The 24,648-nt window shown below is 43.3% G+C and carries 18 protein-coding genes; 12 read left to right on the forward strand and 6 right to left on the reverse strand.

All coding sequences use genetic code 11. The annotated features are described in order from the left end of the window. Nucleotides 1-118 precede the first annotated feature (118 nt). On the reverse strand, nt 119-1,345 hold the full coding sequence (locus tag GC102_RS21520) for a response regulator transcription factor (protein ID WP_171691310.1): 1,227 nt from the start codon (nt 1,343-1,345) through the stop codon (nt 119-121). Then, nucleotides 1,323-3,137, reverse strand: coding sequence for a sensor histidine kinase (locus GC102_RS21525; RefSeq protein ID WP_246321046.1), 1,815 nt, complete (start codon nt 3,135-3,137; stop codon nt 1,323-1,325). The genes GC102_RS21520 and GC102_RS21525 overlap by 23 nt, the downstream gene beginning before the upstream one ends. A 170-nt stretch (nt 3,138-3,307) precedes the next feature. Between GC102_RS21525 and GC102_RS21530 the strand changes: the two genes are divergently transcribed. From GC102_RS21530 to GC102_RS39585, 7 genes are all read left to right on the forward strand, one after another. Next, on the forward strand, nt 3,308-4,234 hold the full coding sequence (locus GC102_RS21530; RefSeq protein WP_171646744.1) for an ABC transporter permease: 927 nt from the start codon (nt 3,308-3,310) through the stop codon (nt 4,232-4,234). A 20-nt stretch (nt 4,235-4,254) separates the two neighbouring features. Further along, entirely contained in the window at nt 4,255-5,130 is an 876-nt protein-coding gene (locus GC102_RS21535) for a carbohydrate ABC transporter permease (RefSeq protein ID WP_171646746.1), read from the forward strand. A 55-nt stretch (nt 5,131-5,185) separates the two neighbouring features. Further along, nucleotides 5,186-6,691, forward strand: coding sequence for an ABC transporter substrate-binding protein (locus tag GC102_RS21540; RefSeq protein WP_171691312.1), 1,506 nt, complete (start codon nt 5,186-5,188; stop codon nt 6,689-6,691). A gap of 231 nt (nt 6,692-6,922) precedes the next feature. Beyond that, entirely contained in the window at nt 6,923-9,013 is a 2,091-nt protein-coding gene (locus tag GC102_RS21545) for a DUF5054 domain-containing protein (RefSeq protein ID WP_171691313.1), read from the forward strand. A 1,013-nt stretch (nt 9,014-10,026) separates the two neighbouring features. Continuing rightward, a complete protein-coding gene (locus tag GC102_RS21550) occupies nt 10,027-15,675 on the forward strand; it encodes an OmpL47-type beta-barrel domain-containing protein (protein WP_171691314.1) in 5,649 nt (1,882 codons plus the stop codon). A 953-nt stretch (nt 15,676-16,628) separates the two neighbouring features. Beyond that, nucleotides 16,629-17,171, forward strand: a complete 543-nt coding sequence (sigK, locus tag GC102_RS21555) for an RNA polymerase sporulation sigma factor SigK (RefSeq protein WP_171691315.1) — start codon at nt 16,629-16,631, stop codon at nt 17,169-17,171. Nucleotides 17,172-17,175: 4 nt separating this feature from the next. After that, nucleotides 17,176-17,400 carry an ATP-binding cassette domain-containing protein gene (locus GC102_RS39585; protein ID WP_171691316.1) on the forward strand — a complete coding sequence of 75 codons (225 nt, stop codon included), beginning with the start codon at nt 17,176-17,178 and terminating at the stop codon, nt 17,398-17,400. 81 nt (nt 17,401-17,481) lie between these two features. Here GC102_RS39585 and GC102_RS21565 read toward each other — a convergent pair whose 3' ends face one another. From GC102_RS21565 to GC102_RS21575, 3 genes are all read right to left on the reverse strand, one after another. After that, nucleotides 17,482-18,108: an FMN-dependent NADH-azoreductase gene (locus GC102_RS21565; RefSeq protein WP_171691317.1), complete on the reverse strand. Its 627-nt coding sequence runs from the start codon at nt 18,106-18,108 to the stop codon at nt 17,482-17,484. A gap of 71 nt (nt 18,109-18,179) precedes the next feature. After that, nucleotides 18,180-18,764: a DUF3238 domain-containing protein gene (locus GC102_RS21570; protein WP_171691318.1), complete on the reverse strand. Its 585-nt coding sequence runs from the start codon at nt 18,762-18,764 to the stop codon at nt 18,180-18,182. Nucleotides 18,765-18,812: 48 nt separating this feature from the next. Then, the gene (locus GC102_RS21575) at nt 18,813-19,397 is read right to left on the reverse strand and encodes a DUF3238 domain-containing protein (protein WP_171691319.1); all 585 of its coding nucleotides are present in this window, start codon (nt 19,395-19,397) and stop codon (nt 18,813-18,815) included. Between the two features lie 151 nt (nt 19,398-19,548). Between GC102_RS21575 and GC102_RS21580 the strand changes: the two genes are divergently transcribed. The 3 genes from GC102_RS21580 (at nt 19,549) to GC102_RS21590 (ending at nt 21,448) form a co-directional block, all read left to right on the forward strand. Then, a complete protein-coding gene (locus tag GC102_RS21580) occupies nt 19,549-20,022 on the forward strand; it encodes a MarR family winged helix-turn-helix transcriptional regulator (RefSeq protein WP_171691320.1) in 474 nt (157 codons plus the stop codon). A gap of 124 nt (nt 20,023-20,146) precedes the next feature. Further along, on the forward strand, nt 20,147-20,713 hold the full coding sequence (gene sigK / locus GC102_RS21585; RefSeq protein ID WP_246321042.1) for an RNA polymerase sporulation sigma factor SigK: 567 nt from the start codon (nt 20,147-20,149) through the stop codon (nt 20,711-20,713). Between the two features lie 60 nt (nt 20,714-20,773). Next, nucleotides 20,774-21,448 carry an ABC transporter ATP-binding protein gene (locus GC102_RS21590; RefSeq protein WP_171691321.1) on the forward strand — a complete coding sequence of 225 codons (675 nt, stop codon included), beginning with the start codon at nt 20,774-20,776 and terminating at the stop codon, nt 21,446-21,448. 207 nt (nt 21,449-21,655) lie between these two features. On the opposite strand, the gene GC102_RS21595 is transcribed toward GC102_RS21590, so the two are convergent. Then, nucleotides 21,656-22,309 (reverse strand): transposase, encoded by a 654-nt coding sequence (locus GC102_RS21595; RefSeq protein WP_246321043.1) that lies wholly within the window; start codon nt 22,307-22,309, stop codon nt 21,656-21,658. An 801-nt stretch (nt 22,310-23,110) separates the two neighbouring features. Between GC102_RS21595 and GC102_RS21600 the strand changes: the two genes are divergently transcribed. Then, entirely contained in the window at nt 23,111-24,232 is a 1,122-nt protein-coding gene (locus tag GC102_RS21600) for an amidohydrolase family protein (protein ID WP_171691322.1), read from the forward strand. A 12-nt stretch (nt 24,233-24,244) separates the two neighbouring features. Further along, on the forward strand, nt 24,245-24,619 hold the full coding sequence (locus tag GC102_RS21605; RefSeq protein ID WP_171691323.1) for a Rieske (2Fe-2S) protein: 375 nt from the start codon (nt 24,245-24,247) through the stop codon (nt 24,617-24,619). Nucleotides 24,620-24,648: the final 29 nt, after the last annotated feature.

The raw sequence follows: 24,648 nt of genomic DNA on the forward strand, positions 1-24,648 counted from the left end.
AAATGGACTTTTGAAGCGGTCTCCAAGTTGCACTCGTTCCTTATGGTACCATAAGGTTTTTTCTGAGTGTCTATTACCATTTTCCATCTTAGGACGGTTTTTCTATGTTTCTAATCCATTATTTCGTCTGATACGTCTTGCGATATTCAGCGGGAGTTAGACCGGTCGTCTTCTTAAATATTTTTCCGAAGTGGCTTATGTTAAGATAACCGCATTTTTCGGATATTTCCGTTATTTTCTCGTTTGTGAGAGAAAGAAGCTCTTTGGAATATCCGATACGTAGATCCGTAATATATTCCCAGAAGGTTAAATCAAAGTGCGACTTAAATAAGGTGCAGAAATAGTATTTATTGAGATTTAGGTGATCGGATATCTTTTGCAGACTGATATCCTTCGTAAATGCATTTTTGCAGTATTCCGCTGCTCTAGTCATAAGTTCGGAATGATAATTTTCTTTTTCATTCGATGTAAGATCGAGATCTGGGAGAGAAACAGCTAAACTCGTATAGGACTCGACAAGGTTCTTATCGGCTTCCACATAAGCAAAAGGAATTTGTTCAAGCGTGAAGTTCATCCTGCAACTACCGGTTAAAATTGTGACTTCCGTATATTTGGACAACGTTTCAAGGCAAGCCTGTAAGATCGGAATATCGTCCAATTTAGGTGTATATAGGACAACCAATTCGTTTTCTTTTTTAAAAAAACTCACGACGCGACAACCATGATTCGCTAATAGGCTGTTGATCTCTTCGGACATGCTGATCTTAACGATTTCTTCGAGAATCTCGTTGTTTTCGGAGGTGCGATTGAATCGGTAAATCGTTAGAACATACTGGTCCCAGTAGCTGCCTGCTAAATTTTTCAACAGGTTGAGATCGCCTTGCTGCAGCTTGCCTACAAGCAACTTCTTAATCATATTCTCTTCCACGAGAGGAATGATCTTGGAAATGTCTTGCTTATGCGCGAGTTCCGTTTCGATCTCTTTGTTTAAGCGACTTACTTCCAGAATGAGCTCGCTCTGCACGAAAGGTTTGACCATGTATCCGAAAGCACCAAGAGCAATAGCTCTCCTCGCGTATTCGAATTCGCCATAAGCGGTAATTAAGATGACTTTGACGGACAAGCCTGCCTCGCGTACCCTTTCCATTAATTGCAGCCCATCCATATGCGGCATGCGAATATCGCTGATGATGAAATCCGGCGTTTTCCTCAGAATTGAATCCCAGGCTTTAGCACCATTCGTTACTTCTCCAATAATATCGATCGATGGAAAGTGAACTTGAAGAACTTGACGAATGGCCTGGGTAGTTAGCGGCTCGTCATCAATTAGAAGTACTGTCGTCATGTTGATCGCCTCTTTCCGGATAATGTTGGGGTATCGTCAGAACGATGGTTGTCCCCTTATGTTGTTCGCTTTCGATTGCCAGAGTCGCACTTGGACCGAATTTGAGCTCTAAACGATCTGCTATACTGGACAATCCGATTCTTCCCGTACGCAAATTTTTGTTGGATAATTGGGATCGTAATTCAAGAAGCCGTTCAGGCGTCATTCCAATGCCATTGTCAGATATTTCGATTCTCACTTCTTCGGATTGTTTGGTAATACGAATACGGATTAACCAATCTTCATCGATTCCCTCGACCCCGTGATAAATCGCGTTCTCAATAAGAGGTTGAAGCGTGAATTTGTTGATGGAATAGTAGAGGACGTCATTGTCGGCATGAAATTCGAAGCGAATTTTGCCATTGTATCGAATATTTTGGATGTTAAGATAGTTTTCTACGGAACGAACCTCGGATTGAATGGGTACCATATCATTCTGACGATATAGCGAATAATGCAACATGTCCCGCAAGGCGTGCGTGACTTTTTCTATGTCCACATTGCGACCTAGAATAGAGAGAGATGAAATGGATTGCAACGTATTGTAAAGAAAATGCGGATCCATTTTGGACTGGAGTGCATCATACTCGGCTTCTTTTTGGAGTAGCTGGCGTTTCACGGATTCCTCGATCAGTTCATTGATCTTGTCCAACATTTCGTTGATTCCGCGATTTAGCAGCGAGAATTCTTCGTATGTCGATTTCCTTTCCAGACGGAGATTAAGGTTACCTTTGCCGACGTCCTTGATGAATTTCACAAGAACCAATATCGGCCTATTCGTTCGAATCGTCATTGCCGATGCGAATGAAATCGTGAGCGTAACCATTATGGCAAGTAGAGTAAGCGTTGTATTACGGATAAGCATTAAATTTTTGTCGAGTTGCGAGAAGGAGAGGAGGCTAACGGTCTTCCAACCGGTTACGGCAGAGGTGGAATAGGATAACAAACTCTTGCCGTCTCCGATGTTCTCCGTCCAGTAACCGGAGGAATGCTCGAATAGTTTCTCCATGGAAGAGCTCGATAAGGTAAGAGACGGATCGGTCTGATAGATAAATTGTTGCTGGTCATCGACGATAATAGATTCAATGCCTGTCTGGGTTTGAATTCGGTCATAGATGCTTTTGAGCTTGCTAATGTTGTAATCGAATATGGCGACCCCATATAACGTAGAGTTCGAAGGGTCGTAAGAATCCTTAATATTGGCGGCTATCGTAATGACGTTGCCATCGGTTTTATTGGAAGTGCGTTCATAATAATCGGGCTTATGTGAGCCATAAAAGCGGGTTTGCAACGCATACTGAGTATTCTTGAAATCAACCCATACCTTGTTAAGAAAAGGAGAATCGTATTCAATCAGCGATAGGTTATTGATAAAGGAAATCTTATAGTCGTTATTATAAATAAAGTATCCGCGAATATCGCTCTTCTCAGCAAACATGTTGTACAGAAGCTCGGTTATTCTTACCCGGATTTGATCTGGCTCTATGGCATAATTATTGTTTTTGGATATGGAATTTTGAAGATTTGAGATTAAATCCTTATCGATGGAAAGGAAATGCAAGGAGTCTTTGATTTCGCTTAAATAGAGATCTAGACTTTGATTCGTCTGCGCCGTTACGGAGGTGACGTGTTTAATCATGTCATTTTCAGTGAATCTCGAGAAGATTTGATAACTGATAACGCCTAAGCTGATTAGGGATAGTCCAATTATGATTGAGAGATAGAGAATGATCCTGGCATTGATCGATTTCATTATTTTCAATGAACTCCCTCCTTGTAGTTATAAATATAACGTTTTCAATAATAGCCGACAAGAGAAGATGCGATAATTCCCAACATTAGAATATAACCTCAATATTTGACGATATTCAACTGATCTAATAGCCATTATAGTGTAGAAAACAAAGACGACAGGTGAATCTAATGAACATGAAGAGCGGTATGCTGGCTGAATTATGGAAGAACAGATCCTATTATTTAATGGCGGCACCGGGTTTGGCGGTGTTGATCGCCATTGCGTATCTTCCCTACCCGGGAATGATTCTCGCTTTCAAAAACTTCAATCCTATGGATGGGATCTATGGAAGTCCATGGGCAGGATTCGAGAACTTCAAGTTTTTCTTGGATAACGGAGATTTCCTGCGGATTACCATGAACACGTTATGGATTAACTTTAACTACATCTTATGGGGAACGATTCTGGCCGTCGTATTCGCACTTATGCTCAATGAGTTGAAGAATCGATTGATGAAAAAGTTATTTCAAAGCATAATGTTTATCCCTTATTTCTTCTCCTTCGCCATTGTAGGGAAACTAGTCCTATTGTTGTTTAGCAATGACCATGGTCTCGTAAACGAGCTCATTCAAGCCTCTAATGGAAATGCGATTCAATGGTATACGGACCCCGAGCATTGGGTGAAGATCATCGTATCAACTAACATATGGAAAAACGTTGGATATACTGTGATTATCTACCTTGCCGTAATAACCGGAATAGACGAAGAAATGCTAGAAGCGGCATCTCTCGACGGAGCTTCCCGCTTGCAGAAGATACGTTATATCTTAATTCCGAATCTAATCCCTACTATTATTATTTTGACTTTAATGTCCATAGGCAGAATCTTCTTCGGTGACTTTGCGTTAATCTATGCCATCGTTGAGAATAACGGATTGTTATACGAGACGACAGATGTTATTGACACCTATATCTATCGGTCGATGATTACTGGGGGGGGAGAATACGGCATGATGACCGCAGTTGGCCTGTGTCAATCCGTTGTAGGCTTTATCGTTGTATTAGGGAGCAACTGGCTCGTCAAGAAATACGATAAAGACTCATCATTGTTCTAATCAGAAGCGAGGTGAATGGAATGAAAAGCAATACTATTAACAAATGGAGTTTAATGGATTGTCTGATTTACGGTAGCCTTATCCTATTTAGTTTATTGACGATAGTCCCGTTTGTCTTGGCTGTCGTCGTGTCATTCTCGAGTGAAAAGTCGGTTCTCATGAATGGGTATCAATTCTTCCCAGACGCATTCTCGCTATCTGCATATAAAGTTATATTCATGGACGGCGTTGTGTTTAAGGCCTATTCAATTACAATTTTTGTCACGGTGGTCGGAACGATATTCTCATTGATCGTATCAACGTTGCTTGGATATTCAATCTCCATACCGAAAGTAAGATACCGCAACATAATCGCTGTTATTATCTTCATTCCGATCATATTCAGCGCAGGGCTCGTCCCATGGTACCTGAATTTGACGAAGGTGCTTCACTTGAGGAACACCATACTTGCTTATATTCTTCCGCTGGCGGTAAGTCCCTTCAATATTTTCTTGCTTCGCAATTATTATAAAACGATTCCAACGGCATTATCGGAATCAGCTGAAATTGATGGAGCTGGCCCATGGTACGTGTTCTTCAAGATCATTACTCCTCTATCGGGACCGATCCTGGCGACGATCGGATTGTTTGTTTCCTTGGCTTATTGGAACGATTTCATAATGCCTCTATGGTTGATAGACGATCGCAGCTTATTTTCAGTGCAATTTTTGTTATACCGAATTAATTCGATGATTCAGTTTATGAGCATGAATACGAATATCGCAACAGTTGAACTACCATCCGAAACGTTGGTATTCGCCATGTTCCTCGTGGCAATCGGCCCGATTATTCTCGTATATCCCTATGTGCAGAAGTATTTCGTCAAGGGAATCATGATTGGATCCGTTAAAGGTTGATCCCGGCGACAAAGCTGGTCAACATATATGAGACACATACAAAGGGAGTGAAAGTATGAAAGGCCTAAAAAGAAAGTTAGTCGGCATTGGTCTTACGACAATTCTAGCAGTAACGATGCTTGCAGGTTGTGGCGGTAATAACAATAAAAATGAAGGAGCAGCACCTTCTGGAGCGCCCGCATTAGCGAACGAAGAAGTAACGTTAAAAATTCTATTCCCGGGAGATCCTCCGAAGGATTTGGATGCTGTATCAACTGCGGTTGATACGAAAATGAAAGCCGATGGCCTTAACTTTAAGCTTAACTTTACTTTTGTTCCATGGGATACGTATTGGAATAAACAAAGCTTAATCGTCGCTGGCGGAGAAGATTTCGATTTGACATGGTCCCATATTGCAAATCTGCCGCAAAGCGTAGCCAAGAACGTATTATTGCCACTAGATGAGTATTTGGATAGCGACGGACAACAATTAAAGGAGAACACGCCAGACTATGTCTGGAAAGGCGCCAAAATTGGTGGGAAAATCTATGCGATACCTCGGGTAGTACCAGTCGCGCAAAATAATGATACTTTCCAGATTCGTGGAGACTTGCGCAAGAAGTACAACCTTCCAGAAATCAAAACGCTCGAAGATTTCGATAAATATTTGGAAGCCGTGAAAGCGAACGAACCGACAATGATCCCATTAGGCATTAACACGACTGGACTCGGTCGTGAATACTTACCTAGTTATTACGCGAATGGAGACCTATTCAATAGCTTCTTTTACATTGATGTTACGCAACAGCCTTTAACGTTCAAAAATCTTTATGAATCCGAAGCATTCGCTAATTTAGTTAACAAGGCCCATGAATGGTATAACAAAGGATACACCCCGAAAGATCCTATCGCTGCGAAGGAAGATTTCGGTAATGGCAAAACTGCTGCCATAGCATCGAATTTATTTCGTCCTACAGAGACCATTGATGGTCTAGTGGCGAGTGTACCCGGAGCGGAAATCGAATTCGTTCAATTCCAATCCGATAAACCGAAATACATCTTCAACTCCGTAGACAACTTATTGGCCGTATTTTCGACGAGCAAGCATCCTAAAGAGGCGGTTCGATTCGTGAACTGGGTTCACAGCAACAAAGAAAACTATAACCTGTTCTCCCTCGGCGTAGAAGGCATAAATTATAAATTAGACGGCAACAGCGCTTCCTACGATGGAATCGCAAACGACAAGCAATACCTGCCGATCAGTTGGGCTTGGACGGATATGAGATACGCCAAGTTCAGCAAGAACATTACGCCAGCGCAATTGGATGTTATTAAGAACTGGGATAACGGGGCCATTAAAACCAATTTAATCGGCTTTAGCGTAGATTCCGAGCCGATGAAGAACGAAATAGCCAAAGTAACCGCCATTGTTAAAGAATATCAGGTCCCATTGTATAGCGGCCTTGTGGAATACTCCTCGGTTAAAGAAAAATTGCTGAAGCGATTGAAAGATGCCGGGATCAACAAGGTTCTTAATGAATATCAAAAACAACTGGATGCTTACTTGTCTGCACAAAAATAAATGAAATGAATAATGCCCTAGTACGGTTGTCCGGACTAGGGTTGTAATTCTGCTTATACCTCCATGCAGATGCTGGTCATTCATTTTTTTGCGTAATTTCAGCGGATATGTCATAACATGAGAACGCTGCCGATCGCGCTCACGTTTCTCGCGTAAGCCATTTTTCCGAAAATATTTAATTCACGGGGTCGTGCTCGATTCTGTGAAAGAATGAAAGAAGGAAGCCGAATTATGACTTCAGTTAATAAAGTACATGTTATTTTTAAAACGCATTTGGATATTGGGTTTACCGATCTTGCGGCTAATGTGGTTGACAAGTACATGAATACGTTTATTCCGCAAGCCATATCATTGTCTGAACGGATGGCATGCGATGACGGACGGTCGAAATTTATTTGGACAGTTGGGTCTTGGCTGATCGAGGAATATTTGCAATCCGCGTCGGAAGAGCAGCAGATCCGAATGGAGAATGCGATTAGCAGAGGAGAAATTGCCTGGCACGGTCTTCCTTTTACAACCCATACGGAATTGATGGATAAAACACTGCTCGAATATGGCTTGTCGATTTCCAAGAAGTTGGATCAACGATTCGGGAAAAAGACCATTGCCGCGAAAATGACGGATGTACCGGGACATACGATCGGCATCGTACCTATATTGGCTAGTTTCGGAATTCGTTATTTGCATATAGGAGTAAATCCTTCCAGCAAGCCTCCGTGCGTCCCGCAAGCGTTTGTTTGGAAGTCGAGCGACGGCTCCGAGCTGATCGTTAACTATGCCGGTGATTATGGTCAAGCTCTGGAAGTGGAGGGACTTGAGGATGCGCTCTATTTTGCCCACACAGGCGACAATAACGGTCCTTCTTCCTTAGAAGATATAGAGTTGCTGTATAGACGATTGCAAACTGATTACCCGGGAGCGGAAATTGCTGCATCAACACTGGACGCATTCGCCGAAAAGTTGCTGGAATGTAAGCATGTGCTTCCGGTCGTTAATGAGGAAATAGGTGATTCGTGGATCCAGGGCACGGCTTCCGATCCGCTCAAAGTGGCACGCTACCGGGAGCTGCTTCGATTAAGGGATAAATGGGTAGGTATGGGTTCTCTAGATCCAAATGGCGAAAGTTACGGCAAGTTTTGCAATCGTCTCATGTTGATCGCAGAGCATACTTGGGGGTTGGATGAGAAAACCTATTTGGCGGATTACGTCAATTACGCTGCAGCGGATTTTGCGGCGGCGAGATCGAAGGATCAATATACGGATGAAGATGTTCAAGGTCCGCATTATGATACGTTTAATCGACTTGGGCGAAAGGTGGAGCGCAGCTATCGGCACTTTGAAAGCTCGTGGGAGGAGCAGCGCGCATATCTGGATCAGGCGGTGTCAGCGCTAAGTTCGGAATTGCAAATCGAAGCAAAGGAAGTGCTAGACAGCCTGAACCCTGTCCGTTCATCTCATTCAAATGACGCCGAAAACATTGAAAATCTTGAAATGAACCGATGCTATACGTTAGGGAAATTTCGAGTTAGCTTCGCTTCTGACGGTTCGATCGATCATCTGGTAGATCCGAATGGGAAAGTATGGGCAAATGATGGCAATAGGTTGGCTGCCTACCGATATGAAACGTTCGGCCAAGAAAACTACGACCGCTATATTAAGGAATATACGGTTGACATGAAAAAGAATTATATTTGGGCGATTCCCGATCATGCCAAGCCCGGAATTGAATATGCAGATCCTGCTCCGGAACATAAGCAGTACTCTCCGATTCTAAGAAATCTTCAATTGGAAAGGCGAGCGGACGCAGACAAAGTATGGGCTCAATTGGAGATGCCTTCCGATGCTAGCAAGCATTATGGCGCACCTCATCAGCTCGAGATCGTGTACACGTTCCATCATGACGATGTAAACATCGATTTGGAGTTGAACTGGATGGATAAATCGGCATGCCGTTTGCCAGAAGCGAGCTGGTTCTCATTTGTCCCTTGCGTTGACAATCCAAACATGTGGATGATGGATAAACTGGGTACACGGATTTCGCCGTTATCGGTAGTAAAGAACGGAAATCGGAATATGCACGCTGTGAATACAGGACTTTATTATGAAGGTGCGGATGGAAGTGTCGTGATTGAGACACTGGATGCGCCTGTAGTTTGCCTGGGTGAAAGACGATTGCTGCAATTTGACAATACGTTTGCTCCACTCGCGGGTGGCTTTCATTTTAATCTGCACAATAATTCTTGGGGCACCAACTTCCCGATGTGGTTCGAGGACAATATGAAGTATCGATTCCGTATGACTTTACAGTCGAATAGGATGTAATAGGCTAAAAGCCATGGAAGGTCAAGACTGAATTTCCCTTGGCCTCGGCCTTCCTTTTGGTAACGGGCTATTTTATTTTCCGTCCAATCAGTTGAGCGCTTAGCCTTAGATTTAAATTATATAACCATGGGGCTCCACAAGCAGGAGTATTAGACTATTTATGAGGCAAACAAACAGGTAATAACTGTCATGTAAGCGCTGTCTTTAGAGCGAATAGACAACGTTGCTAACTAAAAGAAAGGGGGGTATAACATGAAGATAACGGTATCATGGATGAATTCATCGGTTTTACTCATATAAGCTAAAATTCATACGGAGGTTGCCAAGTTACCTATAGAATAGGAGTTTATTCCTAATCTTGGCGAACAAATGCCTCACTCTTTTTGTTCGACTTGCAGAATGGATTGCACCGCCGAAAACATTTGGATAGAGCGAATTATGGAAGAAGTGATTATCTTTTCTATGTACGAGAGTCCTTTAAAACTAATGGAGGAAGGAGTTGAAGTGAATATAAAGGTCTATTGAGGCGGTTTCAAGGGCGATATTTTACTGGGAAATGCAGGCCGACATTCTCAGGTATCATTTTCACAAATAAGCAATGAGCAAACTGCGGCATATGGTGCGGATGTGGTTGATGTCGGCGATATAGGGATGGAAAGTCACCGTACAACCCACAACCTAGATTCTAAAACAACTCTGCTGGCACGGTCGGTTCAGCTGCCTGACAGTAAAACAGAAAAGTTGGACTTTACGGACGTGGGAGCGCTTACCGCAATGAGCAAGGCTGTACAACTCGACAGGCATTAAAAATGGTACAGGAATCATAAGGGCACTCCAAAAAAACGGTTTTCATAAAATGGATATGCGCGAGGTTTCACACCGGTTCACAGATTATGGTTTGTTATTACCTCGATTTTCGAGGTGAAACAATAATAGACCCTGGCCGTAATACCAAAGCAGACACGGAATATATTTAATTCCCGGAGGCTAATTATTAATAATGGAGGTAAACAATGAGAAAACTACTAAGTTCCATACCTTTCTTGGCCATTATTCTTTTTGCAACGTTGCTAATGATATGTAGCGTTGCAAGCGCTAACTCTGTTTGGCCGAGACCGGTTGTCCCACCGCTGCCAGATAGTGTTACGGATGTTACGACGCCTAAGGTCAGTTTAAATGGCACCTGGAAATTTACAAAAACGCCGCCGACCAATTTCTGGGATAACTCGTCCGATCCTTCGACTTGGCCGAATGTTAAAGACGTTCAAATTCCAAGCGATTTGGCGATCAAAGGGTTTGTGGATTTCTGTTCAAAAGATCTTAGCTGTACAACAGATAAAGATAAAGAGTTTCCATACAAGAAGCAAATTGCCATCCCGTCCGAATTTGCAGGGAAACGAATATTTATTCGGTTTGAAGCTGCTTACAACTATGCCCGGGTATGGGTGAATGGCAATTTGGTACGTACACATTCAGGGGCATTCTCTCAATGGGATGCGGATATTACGAATTATGTGACCCCTGGTTCCAACGCATCGGTTACGATCGGCGTTACTGCGCAGAATGCGGTAGTATCGTTTTTCCATCAAAGAGGCATAACACGGGATCTGACACTGTACGCGGCTCCTCAGGACTACGCAATGCGGCTTCAGGCATCGACGGATCTGGATGCTAATTATAACAATGCGACATTAAAGGTAGAAAGTGGAGTCGTGTTTAATGGCGGATCGAATGCAACCGTCAATCTTTCATTGAAGGATCCATCCGGCAACGAAGTTGCGCTTTCTCAGAGCTCGATTTCCATCAGTTCATCTAATCCAGAAGGCAGCGTCTCCATACCCGTGACCGCTCCTCTCAAGTGGGATGCCGAGCACCCGAATCTGTATACGTTGACTGGCACATTTGTCGTCGATGGCAAGACGACTCAGACGATTGTTAAAAAGATTGGCTTCCGTAAAATTGAGGTGAGCGGTCAAAAAGTGCTTGTAAACGGCAAACCGGTCAATTTGCATGGCGTTAACTATCAACACACCTATGCAACGGAAGGGTTCCGTACATCAGATGAAGAGCATAGGAAAAATTTATTGAAATTGAAGGCCGCGAATATCAATTATATTCGAACTGCGCATATGGCGCCGCCTGAGAGCGTACTAGACATGGCAGATGAATTGGGCATTTTCGTTGAGTATGAGACATCCGTTATGTTTGTTGGGGCGACGGCGAACGACCTGACAAAAACTGAGGAATATATGACCCAATTCTCAGAAAACGTTGAAGCCGACAAAACGCATCCTAGCATCTTGTACTGGTCCATTGCCAACGAGAGTAATGCAGGTACCAATATGACGAAAATGTTGGATTACATCAAACTGGAAGATCCGACTCGTCCGAATAAACATAGCTGGGGCTACAATGGTGTAAACACTTCCATTTATAGCGTCCATTATCAAATTGGTTCGCCATCATCTACGAAACCGACGATATACGATGAATTTGCTCACGGTTTTTACGTGGAACCTGCTTATGATCCGGGAATTCGGGATTATTACGGCGAATATCTCTCGAATTATTGGAACGGCATGTACGCTAATAAGGGTATTCTCGGTGGTGCGTTGTGGTCAGTGATGGATGCTTCGTTTCAGGCGGCCGGTACCAACGGTGTAAACGCCACTTGGGGTACCACAATGGATGCATGGGGCCGTGAAAAGCCGGAATACTATAATGTGAAAGAAGTATTCAGTCCCAATAAAATTACTGGGAATGCATTGGCTAATCCTGGAGCGAATAAGCCTCTGATCTTTAATGTAGAAAATCGTCACGATTTTACTAATATGAGTGAGATGAATATCACTTACAATGTCGGATCGAGCTCGGGAACCGTGAATGCGAATATCGATCCGCGCGCGACTGGGACGATTACTATTCCAGCCCGCGACTGGAAGTTGGGGGAAGTCCTCAACTTGAAGTTTACAAATCCGCAGGGCTATTTGGAAAACGAATATAACTTGACGATAGGCAAACCTCTCTATAGCTTTGCTGAACCGTCTGGTTCAGCTCCGGCGATTACGGAAGATTCAACATCCTTGACCGTGACGGGAACGGATTATGTTCTTAAGTTCAGCAAAAGTACTGGCATGATCACGTCGGGTATATACAGTGGCAGTACCGTATTGACAGGTGGGCCGTATTTGAATATGGGGAAGGCATCCCTTTCAGCCTGGACTTTCAGATCGATAAATAGCTCCACCGTCGATAACGAAGCCGTCATAACGATTGATGGTACTTATGGCACTGTCGGAGCTACCTTCGTCATCCGTGTTGACGGGACAGGACTTATCCGTACAACCTATACGGTAGCGAATCCTCCATCCGAATACTCGGAAGTAGGCGTGGGCTATGACGTTACGGGCAATGCGGATACTCTATCTTGGCTGAGAAAAGGCAAATGGACGTCTTATCCGTCGGATCATATCGGCCGCAACGTAGGACAGGCAGCCAAACACAAGCCAGCATCCCAGAAGGATACTTTTGGAATACTGCCGACTTGGTCATGGTCGCTTGACGAGAAAAGCTATGGGGAATTCGGAAACAACGATCCTGGTGATCGGGGGACAAACGACTTCAGAAGCTCCAAAACTTACTTCGTTTACGGTTCCTTGATTTTGAATGACTCCAACATCCGGATCCGTGCCGAAGGGGATGGGACAGGCTCAATCAGGGCTCAGATCAATGGAAGCAATACGAGGTTGAACATCAATAACTTATGGGCGGTCGCGACGAAGAACCAGTGCTGTGACAATTTCTCTGAAAAAAAGATCTCGATAGCTAACGGCTACACCAACACGGTACAAATGAGGCTTACAAACAACGACACAGTCAACACAGCGTATACGAATAATTTAAACCTGGATCCTACACTAAAATTGAGCGCTACGAGTGTCAGCAGCGACCCTCAATTTTCGCTGGATAAAGCTTTAGATGGATATTTAGATAGTAGTTACAAGAGTGGAGATTCACCCAGCTTCCCGCAATATTACACAATGAAATGGTCAACAGGACAAGTACTAGACACTGTCATGCTTACTTGTGGCTCATGTCAAGGTCAAGGAATTACGGACTTTGACGTACAAGTATCGGATGATGGTACCACGAATTGGACGACGGTCGCTTCATCAGGCGCATTAACTTACACATCAAACTCCGGGTATGAAACGAAGACAATCGGTTTTCAGCAAGTTTCGAACAAGAAAAATGTACGCATCAAAATCAACAGCGCTAACTTATCGTCAAATCATTTTGCCATCAACGAAATTTTTGTGGGCAGATTGGCCGGACTGGCTACAGCAAGCGCAACCTCCGTCAAAGGGGATGTACAATATTCGCCGGGTAAAGCGATAGACGGGGATTCTAATACAAGTTACGTGAGCACGGATTCACCTGGGCTCCCGCAATACTACACATTGACGTGGCCGTCAGGGCAAACGTTCAATACTGTCAATATCTCATGTGCTTACTGTTCAGACCAAGGTGTTTCGAACTTTGACGTGGAGGTATCCGATGACGGTTCCACGAACTGGACAAGAGTCGCTACTTCCGGCACATTGACTTACAAGTCTGACTCTGGAATTCAAACGAAATCTATCTTCTTTCCACAAGTTACGAACAAAAAAGGGTTTCGGATTAAAATCAATAACGCAAACTTAACGTGGAAACATTTCGTTTTAAATGAAGTTGTAGTCACCAATACGGCGCCATCAGCAGTTGTCAGCATTAAAGCGCCTGCAGCCATTACAGGAGTGAACATCGGAACGGCAAAGACAGCAGCAGCTCTTGGATTGCCCGTAAATGCAGTGCTTGTAACCGATTTAGGAAATGTGAATGCCAGTGTGAATTGGGATTTAAATAGTGCAAACTACGATCCAACTGCCACGACGGCGCAGACCTTCACCGTAACAGGAGAAGTAACGTTGCCTACTGGAGTCCTAAACCCGAACAACGTACCTTTGACAACAAGCATTAGCGTATCTGTAAAGCCTGCCGAACTATTAGCACACTGGAAGTTCGATGAAGGCTCCGGTACAACCGTCGGCGATTCTTCAGGCAAAGGCAACACCGGGACTCTGGTTAACAACCCAACTTGGACCAATTCGGGCAAGATCGGCGGAGCGCTTGCTTTCAGCGGCGGCTCAAGGGCTGAGATCAACCCTTCGGCAACTTTGAATCAAACGGGTGACGAGTCCGTGTCGTTGTGGTTCAAGACTTCTCAGCCTTCATCCGGCTACACGAGCGTTTTCCGTCAAGATAAGCGTTTCACGGCCCTACAGTGGACAGGCGGGGGTGCAGCTCAAGTGGCCTATTGGCCCAATGGTTCATCCAATCTTAAATTGCTATCGTTTCCATGGACCTACAGCGATAACAACTGGCATCATTATGTGGCTTCCTACGATCACGCATTGGGGTTGAAGATCTATGTCGACGGTAAGGTAGTGGCAAGCGATGCAACGAATCTCGGGTCGCTTCCGATCGCAACGAGTAAAATCATGCTGGGAGCCGCTGAATCCGGTGGAGAAGCTTACAGTGGACTGCTGGACGAAGTTCGCGTATTTAGCGGTCCGTTGACTCAGGACCAAGTAACGCAATTGATAAATGCTGGAGTTGATCAACAAGCACCAACGACAACGGACAATGCGCCAAGCGGTTGGGTTAATCAAGATGTCACGGTAACCTTAAGCGCAATCGATAACGTATCGGGTGTATCTAATACCTACAACACGGTAGACGATGGCGCTAAGCAAACGGGAACTTCCGTCGTATTGTCAGAAGAAGGAGTTCACAAGCTTGTATATTGGAGCGTAGACAAAGTAGGCAACATAGAACAAGCGCATACAGTATCCGTTAGCATCGATAAGAAAGCTCCTGAGACAAAAGCAGCGATAACACCTGCCGAGCCGGATGGACTGAACGGATGGTACGTGCATCCGATTGCGGTAAGCCTGAACGCTGTGGACAATCTGTCGGAAGTAGCGAAGACGGAGTATAGTCTGGATGGAGGTACTACGTGGAAGTCTTACACAGCGCCGTTAACGTTTGATCAAGGCGGAACACATACGATAAACTTCCGCTCCACGGATAACGCCAGCAATCAAGAAGAAGGAAAATCGGTAAGCTTCAATCTGGATTCAGCCGCCCCTGTGGTCGAGGTGGCCGTACCGGGAGATAACAGCATTTATCAAGATTCCGTGGATTTGACGCCTCAGATTGCACTGACGGATATCTTGTCGGGTGTGGACAGCAGCAAGACGACGGTGACGCTGGATACGTATTCTTACCAAATCGGAACGGCGATCCCGCTTTATATGTTGCCGCTTGGGCAACATACGCTTGTTGTATCGTCCATCGACTTGGCCGGCAACCACGTAAGCAAGACCGTTCAGTTTACGACGGTAGCCAGCATCGATACTTTAAAGGAATTGGTGACACGCTTTGCTAATAACAATGGGATCGATAATGCCGGTATTACCAATAGCCTGCAGGCAAAATTGGAGAAAAACAATCTGAACAGCTTTGTGAATGAAGTGAAGGCTCAAAGCGGGAAGCACATCTCAAGCGAAGCGACTGAATATTTGCTGCGAGACGCTCAATATGTATTGACACAAAAGTAGAGCAATTCAAGTGTAGAATAAAGGCATGACACTGGGGGGAGATCAATTTTCTCCCCCTCATCCATTTTGTTACATTCCTGTCCTTGTTCATAATCACTATCATATTTTTGCGGATGCCAGCACTTCATTTGCCCATAACCAAAGTATGGGTTACTCAGCGGTATACGTTAAAGGAAACGTGATTGACTATGAACTTTTTTTGATGAAAGGGACCATCGTCCAGATCATTGAGAAGATCGGAATGGAAAATGAAAGTTATTTTTATAAACTATTAAAAAAAGAAATATGAGTTAACACCGAAGGAATATGTTCTGAAGAAAACGATAATGAAATCTTAAAAGCTCACCGCTTATGTACTTTATTGGGAATAAGCGTTGATTTTTTGTCTGTTGCGTGAGATATGCAACAGTAATTAACTTAATAAAAGACGTAAGTTGGCTTGTTCGCAGGATTTTGTACAAAGAAAGAAAGCACCAGAGTACTGGATTCACATTCCTTAAGGGCACAGACCCGTGAACGAAGCAGATCAGTCTCCATCTCTTGGACAGGTATAACGATGGAATGACAGGGTATTATGACCCGTTGAGTTATGGGAGGTAGAACCACCAATGGTAGCATGGAGCATTGTGCAGGATATGGAGCGATATGGGAAAAGATGACGATCCCTCTATGAGATGTGAAATCCTGCGAACAAGCGAGCATACATAAGAAAATATCATCATTCTGTGGGAGGAATGTAAGGGTGTCGACCCGTTGAGCCTTGGAATGGTCAATCTCCAGGGAATTGTGGAGTATGCGTGCAGTAGATTTATAAATGGTAAAATGTTTCAATTATTTCTTCTATTCCCGCATGCCTTAAAAGGGTTACTTACGGTCACGACAACTTAATATCCTAGTTTATTAAAAGCGGCAGTCAAGGACTTCATTTTAGTCCAAAGGTGTCGCTTTTCAATATGTTAAACCAATTTACGTTGCTTCGTGTTCACAACCTCAAAAAATTCGACAATACAGGAGAAGATTTGGAGGATTTGATCTCGATCGGGACGATCGGATTGATCAAAGCCATTGAGTCGTTCTCGCCGAACAAAGGGACCAAGCTCGCGACGTTTGCGGCTCGCTGTATCGAGAACGAGATCTTGATGCACTTGCGTTCGCTGAAGAAAACGCGCAAAGATGTGTCCTTGCATGATCCCATCGGAACGGACAAAGAGGGGAATGAAATTACGTTGATCGACATTCTCGGCACAGAGGCTGACGATGTCGTAGATAAAGTGCAGCTTAAGATAGAGAAGAGTAAAATATACCGGAATTTAGAGATTTTAGACGATCGCGAGAAGGAAGTCGTCGTCGGACGGTTTGGGCTGGAGCTTGGCGGGGAAGAGCGGACGCAGCGGGAGATTGCGAAGGAGCTGGGCATCAGTCGCTCCTATGTGTCGCGGATTGAGAAGCGGGCGCTCATGAAGCTGTATCATGAATTTTATAAGGCGAAGCGGTAAGGTTATGAATCAGATACTTCATTTATTTGGAACCTGTGCAAGTAATGGAGGTGAAAGTTATATCGTTAATCCATATCGAGAAAGCCTATACTATACGATGGGCGAGGAAACGATAATAGCATTAGATGACTTCTCGTTAGATATTGATCATGGAGAGTTCGTGGCAATCATGGGACCATCGGGTTCCGGCAAGTCCATATATAGGTGGGTTATTATTGCCCTAAAGTAGTAAGATAAGCCAATAAAAAGGCAGGTACCACCACTGTAAAAGTGTTGGTACTGCCATATTCAGTGAAAATTGTTTTGCTAATTAGAACGTACTTGCTACTTTAACAGCCTTTTCAAGCCCTGAGGCAATAATTTCTTCTGATTTATCCGGGAATTGATTGTGGCCTTCTATCACTATTTTCTCCATATCTTTTACTCCGAAGAAGCTCATCATACTTGCTACATATTTAACAGCCATTTCTACTTCAGCTTTTGGTCCTTCAGAATATATACCGCCGCTTGCGTTTAATAATGCAATTTTCTTATCACCTATAAGACCCACTGGACCTTCTGGTGTATATTTAAATGTTTTACCTGCTCTGTTTAAATAATCAATATATGTGTGTAGTACAGCTGGAATTGTTAAGTTCCATAATGGGAAACCAAATACAACTTTATCAACTGCAAGGAATTGATTTAAAAATTTATCAGCAACAGCTACTGCTTTTGCTTCTTCTGCTGTTAACTCAAGTCCTCTACTCGTTTTAATAGTGCCATTAATCATATCGACTCCTACATATGGCAATTCTTCCTTGAATAAATCAAGCTCTATTATTTGATCATTTGGATGTGATTCTTTGTAACTCGCTAAAAAAGCCTCATATAATTTTACACTAACCGATTGATCTGCTGGGCGATTATTTGTTTTTACAAATAAAACTGATGTCATTCTCATTTCCTCCTATTATTCACTCTTATGTTGTTTTATATTTATTCACTAAAAAGGGCATCATATTGACGTTACAATATCTTTTTAAAACTATACTCCATGTCTCCACCTAGAGCTTCAGCTGTATCACCAGTTTCTCTGAAATCATGTGTATAAATTTGTTCAAACGGGCCGAAATTTACTTGCTTATAAAATTCATAACAAGGGAATCCATCATGTGCACCTTGAATATTGACAATACCATCTTTTTTGACATGTACGGTTAATAGATAGTCGACCGTAGGTGCAAAAACATTTAATGGGTTGCTAGCACTTGCACTCATTTGAAATTTGACGTCATCTGCCCCCCATACGACATCAGTGCATAAAATGCTTTCCGTACCAGCTTTTCCTGTTCTTTTATGAACGGAACCATCAAGAGTTATGATTCTTTCTGTAGATATGCCCGTATTCGCATATATGAAAATTTCATTTTTGTAAAAATCTACAACTACTTCCTGTTCCACTCTAGAACGCATAGCGTTTACCGCATAAGGTGTAAATTCACGTGAATCACCTTCGAATTGGATGATGTTTCCCGTTTGAATATCGTGCTTAGGTTCAGTCCACGATATTGGAATAAATACACTTGCTCTAACTTTAACGATATTAGTCATGAGACACACCTCTGTAATTCTTAATATTATTTTGGGTAATATTTATATCTAGATTGTCGCTTTGAAATTGTACTCCATTTCCCCAGCTAGCGCTGCTGGAGTGTCACCAGTTTTTCTGAAATCATGTGTATATATGAATTCAAATGGACCGAAATCTGTTTGTTTATAAAATTCATAGCAAGGGAACCCATCATGTGCACCTTCGATATGTGCAATCCCACTTTGTTTAACTTGTATAGTTAATATATAGTCAGCTGCAGGTGCTGCTATATTTAAAGGATTGCTGGCACTTGCACTCATTTTAAAAGAAACTTCGTCTTCGCCCCACACAACGCTAGTACATACAATATTGTCTGTACTTGTTTTTCCCTTTTTATACTCGATAGAACCATCTGGATTTGTAATTTTCACAGTTACGATACAAGCATTTGTATGTGAAAAAATTTCATTTTTATTAAAATCAATGATCACTTCTTGCTCCAATCTTGACCTCATTGTGTTTACAGCGTAAGGTGTAAATTCGCGTGCATCACCTGTATATTCGAATATCCTTCCTGTTGCAGGATCTTTAATAGGTTCCAACCAGGCATACGGTGCAAATACACTTCCTCTAATTTTAACGATATTAGCCATGAGAACCCTCCATAATGTATTAATTTTGTCGCGGTGAATCCTATTTCTTTCATAATTGCAATATAGTCAATTTGATTGACTATATTGTGTATAGTACAATGAACCTCATACAAAGTCAACTTAGTTGACTTTATTTAAGGAGGTTTTATGTATGAATCATCAAGTTTTTAGTGAATTAGATCTTACATCCCTTTTATCATTATCTTTTAGTGCATCGATAAATGAACTACATGACAGATTGAGTGAATTGGGATTTGGAGATATTAGACCTGTACATGGTTTTATGTTTAAATGCATCATTCCCAATGGAGCGACAGGTATAGAACTAGCCGAATATTTAGGAATTACAAAGCAAGCTGTGAGTAAAATGGTGGATTATCTCGAGAAATGTGGTTATGTAATACGCAAAGCTCATCCCACTGATAATAGAGGAAAAATTATTGTTTTGACCGAACGAGGTTGGTTAGTAGTGAAGGCAAAAGAGAAGATACTAACTGAGATTGAGCAACGCTGGATTGAAAACATTGGAGCTGAACGACTGCAAATGCTCAAAGAAGATTTAACAAAATTAGTTTATGAAGCAAATGAAGGTAATTTACCAACGAGATTAAGACCTGTCTGGTAATAATAGAGCTTAACGAAGGCAACGCTGTATATGCAACAGCTACCATAACACCATAATAGATTAGAAAACTAAGCCTTATTAGCAAAAGCTCTAAAAATGCGATCAAGCATTTTTGGAGCTTTAGTTGTATAACAATCAGATATTTACTTTAATTACTCAAGTTACGTTGCTTCGTGTTCACAACCTCAAAAAATTCGACAATACAGGGGAAGATCTGGAGGATTTGATCTCCATCGGGACGATCGGATTGATCAAAGCTATCGAGTCGTTCTCGCCGAACAAAGGGACGAAACTCGCGACGTTTGCGGCTCGCTGTATCGAGAATGAGATCTTGATGCACTTGCGTTCGCTGAAGAAAACGCGTAAAGATGTGTCGTTGCATGATCCCATTGGAACGGACAAAGAGGGGAATGAGATTACGTTGATCGACATCCTCGGTACGGAAGCCGATGACGTAGTGGATAAGGTGCAACTCAAGATAGAGAAGAGCAAAATATATCGGAACTTGGAAATCTTGGACGATCGCGAGAAGGAAGTCGTCGTCGGGCGGTTTGGGCTGGAGTTAGGCGGGGAAGAGCGGACACAGCGGGAGATTGCAAAGGAGCTGGGGATCAGCCGCTCTTACGTGTCGAGGATTGAGAAGCGGGCGCTCATGAAGCTATATCATGAGTTTTATAAGGCGAAACGGTAAGGGTTATGAATCAGATACTTCATTTATTTGGACATTGTGCAAGTAATGGAGGTGAAGGTTATGTCGTTAATCCATATCGAGAAAGCCAGTAAATACTATACGATGGGCGAGGAAACGATTAAAGCATTAGATGATGTCTCGTTAGATATTGATCATGGAGAGTTCGTGGCCATCATGGGACCCTCCGGTTCCGGCAAATCCACACTGATGAACATCATCGGGTGTTTGGATGTTGTAGATAAAGGTATTTATAACCTGGATGGTCAAGCAATAAACGTGCTTAAGGATTCTCAGCTTGCAGATATTCGTAATCAGAAGATTGGTTTCGTTTTTCAAAGCTTCAACTTGCTGCCGAGATTAAGTGCCTATGAGAATGTGGAGTTGCCTTTGATCTATCGGGGAATGAGCAAAAAGGAAAGAGAGCCTCTCGTTTTACATGCACTGGAAGCGGTGGACTTGCAGGATCGTAAGAAGCATTTTCCATCAGAGTTATCTGGTGGACAGCAGCAGCGTGTTGCTATAGCGCGAACGTTGGCAGGAGATCCGTCGATCATTTTGGCGGATGAGCCTACAGGAGCGCTAGATTCGAAGATAGGTGTGGAGATCTTAAACATTTTAAAAAGGTTAAATGCACAAGGTCGGACGATTATTTTGATTACGCATGACTTATTGATTGCGCAGCAGGCGAAGCGGATTGTGCGGTTTCGGGATGGGCGATTAAACGAAGTTGTCTAGTGTTTATAAGACCGGGACTCTAAACAAGGGGTTCCGGTTTGTTTTATATTTAATAAATTGTTTGATTTTTGAATAAAATTGGTAGGGCATTCAACTACCATAAAAATTAAAATGCAGGCAGTCGAAGAAAAAGGCAGCACTAAATAAGACGCGGCTAAGTCTCTTTTTTTAAAATCTGCAGCGTCTAAGATATTGGTAATCTGTAGATCAGGAGACCTCGGAAATAGTAACGTTATATCCTAAAGTTTCAAGCCTTCGAACTGAATTCCGTACAATTGCTCCAAGTTTCTGCTTATCAAAATAATCTTCACCTAGGTCTACATACATTTCTTTTCTTGTTAGCAGATAGTAAGCGATTCTTAGCATGGCATGGGCTACTACAATAGCTGCTCTTTTCCTACCTTTTCGCGCGGATGTTCGTCTATACATAGCGCCAAGATAGTTCTTGGAAGCAGCTACAGAATGTGCGGCCTCTGTTAACGCAGGTTTCAAATATTTGTTTCCTTTCTTGCCTTTTGAAGACTTACGCTTGCCTGCACTCTCATTATGTCCGGGTACGAGTGCTGCACAAGAACACAAGTGCGCTGCACTTGGAAACTGATTTTTAATATTTGTTCCTATTTCAGCTAATATTTGCTCAGCCATTCTATTGGCAATTCCAGGTATGGAATCTAATCGTTCGATATCCTCTTGGTCAGAAATGACTCGCTGGGCAACCTCTTGATCTAGTATTTCAATTTGTTCTGTGAGGAAGTCAATGTGGGTCAGAGTGGTTTTGAGCATCATGCGTTGATGGGGATTTACGTAACCTCGAAGAGCGAGTTCAAGTATGGAGAAGGTGAGGGCGAATGAAAGGGTCATCCCGCACCAACTTCCAGAAGCTCCACTTATTAAGAAGCCTTGAATTGAAACTTTGATATGGTTCCGATCTTGCAGGCGGTGTACCAAGCTCTTCCGGTATCGACGGGTGCGAATGAAGAGGACATTAGGATAGACGAAGGCTCCCTTGATCCATCGTGGTTTGCCCCGCTCCGGATTCAACGAATAATAGAAGCCACTATCGATTTTACTCCTGGTCTTGATACCACGAACGGAGCAGAAATAGACGAGCCCTTGGATGGTTTGAGAATATTCATAATAAGGGTGATACTTCTCCTAGATCGTAAGTTCATATCACGTTCGGGAACCAATATTGCAATAACGGGCCCTATATACAAGTAATGTTGATCCAAAACCATCTCGTATGGGGCCTCCGTTGGTATAGTAGTGTCGGCTGCGAAACGATCAGGTAAGCCTATGCATTCCATTGGCCAATGAGGCGAGCGAAAGACTCGCATGCGCTGCTACCGAGTGCCGAAATGAAAAATGACGTTTGAAGGGGCGGGGCAGCATCTGGAGAGAAGGGACTGATTGGGCTTCATTGAGAAATCCCTGTTGTCGTTCGTTCACGGGGCAGACAGAGTTCTCCAGCCGCTGCTGCTGTGTCGCGATGCTGCTCGACAGAAGCGACGCTCGCCTTTGATCACCGGAGAACCAAAATTATATTTTGCAAAAAAGTGAAAGCATAAGTATGGAAAGTGTATTTAAATCGCTTAATGACGTGATTTATAATAAACACAAGCAGCCGATTAAATACAAATGAGTACAAGGAGAGTGTAGAAAATGGATACCACAGATCAATCGCAAGCAAGCAAGAATCGTAAGCCCAAGCGTTCCATTATCGATTGTGACATTCATGCTGGTTCGTTTAGCGATGAGGTGTTGACCTACTTGCCTCGTATATACCGTGAGCAGATTAAAACCTTCGGCTGGCGCCTGCCGAGTCAGAATGCCATGTATTTAAACGGAACGGGGGGAGGGGCTAAGCAGGACGAAAACTTTCCTAAAGAAGGTGGCTCAGCAAGCTATTTGAAGTATTTTCAAACGAATTTCCTGGACAAACACAACATTGAATACGGAATATTGACCGGTACTGGCAGCTATTCCATTCAAACCATTCCGGATGCCGATTATGCTGCAGCGGTATGCTCTGCCTATAATGATTATGGAATTGATAAGCTGCTCTCTCAGGATGAGAGAATCAAGGGCTCCATTCTGATTCCGAAGCAGGATCCGATTTTGTCGGCCAAAGAGATCGATCGTGTCGGCTCAAACCCCGATATGGTTCAGGTGATTGTAGCCAATGGGGCGGAGAAGCCTTACGGGAACCGTTTTTATAATCCGATTTATGAGGCTTGTGTACGCAATAATTTGCCGTTCGCCATTCATGTAAGCATGGAGGGGATCGGCACGAACCCTGCACCTACAGGAGCAGGTCAAGTAAGCCATTACATTGAATACCGCGCGGCCCGTGCACAAATTATGGCAACGCACCTCGCGAGCTTTATTTTTGAAGGTGTGTTTGAAAAGTTTCCTACTCTGAAGGTGGTCATGATAGAAGCGGGTACGCTTTGGATTGCACCGCTGTTGTGGAGGCTGGACCAGGATTGGAAAGCATTGCGGAGTCAGACGCCATGGGTGAAGGAGCCGCCGAGCGAATATTATCGCAAGCATTTCAGAGTGACATCTCAGCCGATTGAGATGCCGCACAAGCCAACGATGTTCCTGCCGATGTTTGAAGCGATCAACGCAGATACGAATTTAATGTTTGCAACGGATTTCCCGCATTGGGATTTTGACTCTCCTACTTTATCCCTCCCCAAGCTGGATGAGGAACTATGGGACCGGATTTTTTACCAAAATGCAGCAGAGCTTTACGGATTGCCTCAGCGCAGAAACCAATAGGAGGAACGGAAAATGACTACTCGGTATGTCGTAGGAAGCGTTAAAGAATTCACTGCGGGCTCCAAGAAAATCATTGAAGCGGGCGGCAAAAGCATTGGAGTTTACCAGGTGGATGACCAATACTATGCGATAAGGAATTTGTGTCCACATCAAGGTGCACCGCTCTGTGCCGGAATCACCTCATCATACATCACGTCCAAAGGGCCAGGTCATTTTGAATTTGAAAAAGAAGGGGAGATTGTCCGTTGTCCTTGGCACCAGTGGGAGTTTGACCTGAAGACCGGCTGTATGATAGTTGATCCGAAAATGAGGACAATGACATACGATGTTACGGTAGAGAAATATGACGTTTCGGTCGATGAAGACCAAATTTATGTTCATCTTTAAATAGAACGACCGCCCTTCAGCGCTTTTGG

Source organism: Paenibacillus germinis (assembly GCF_013141785.1).
Classification (GTDB): Bacteria; Bacillota; Bacilli; order Paenibacillales; family NBRC-103111; genus Paenibacillus_E; species Paenibacillus_E phytorum.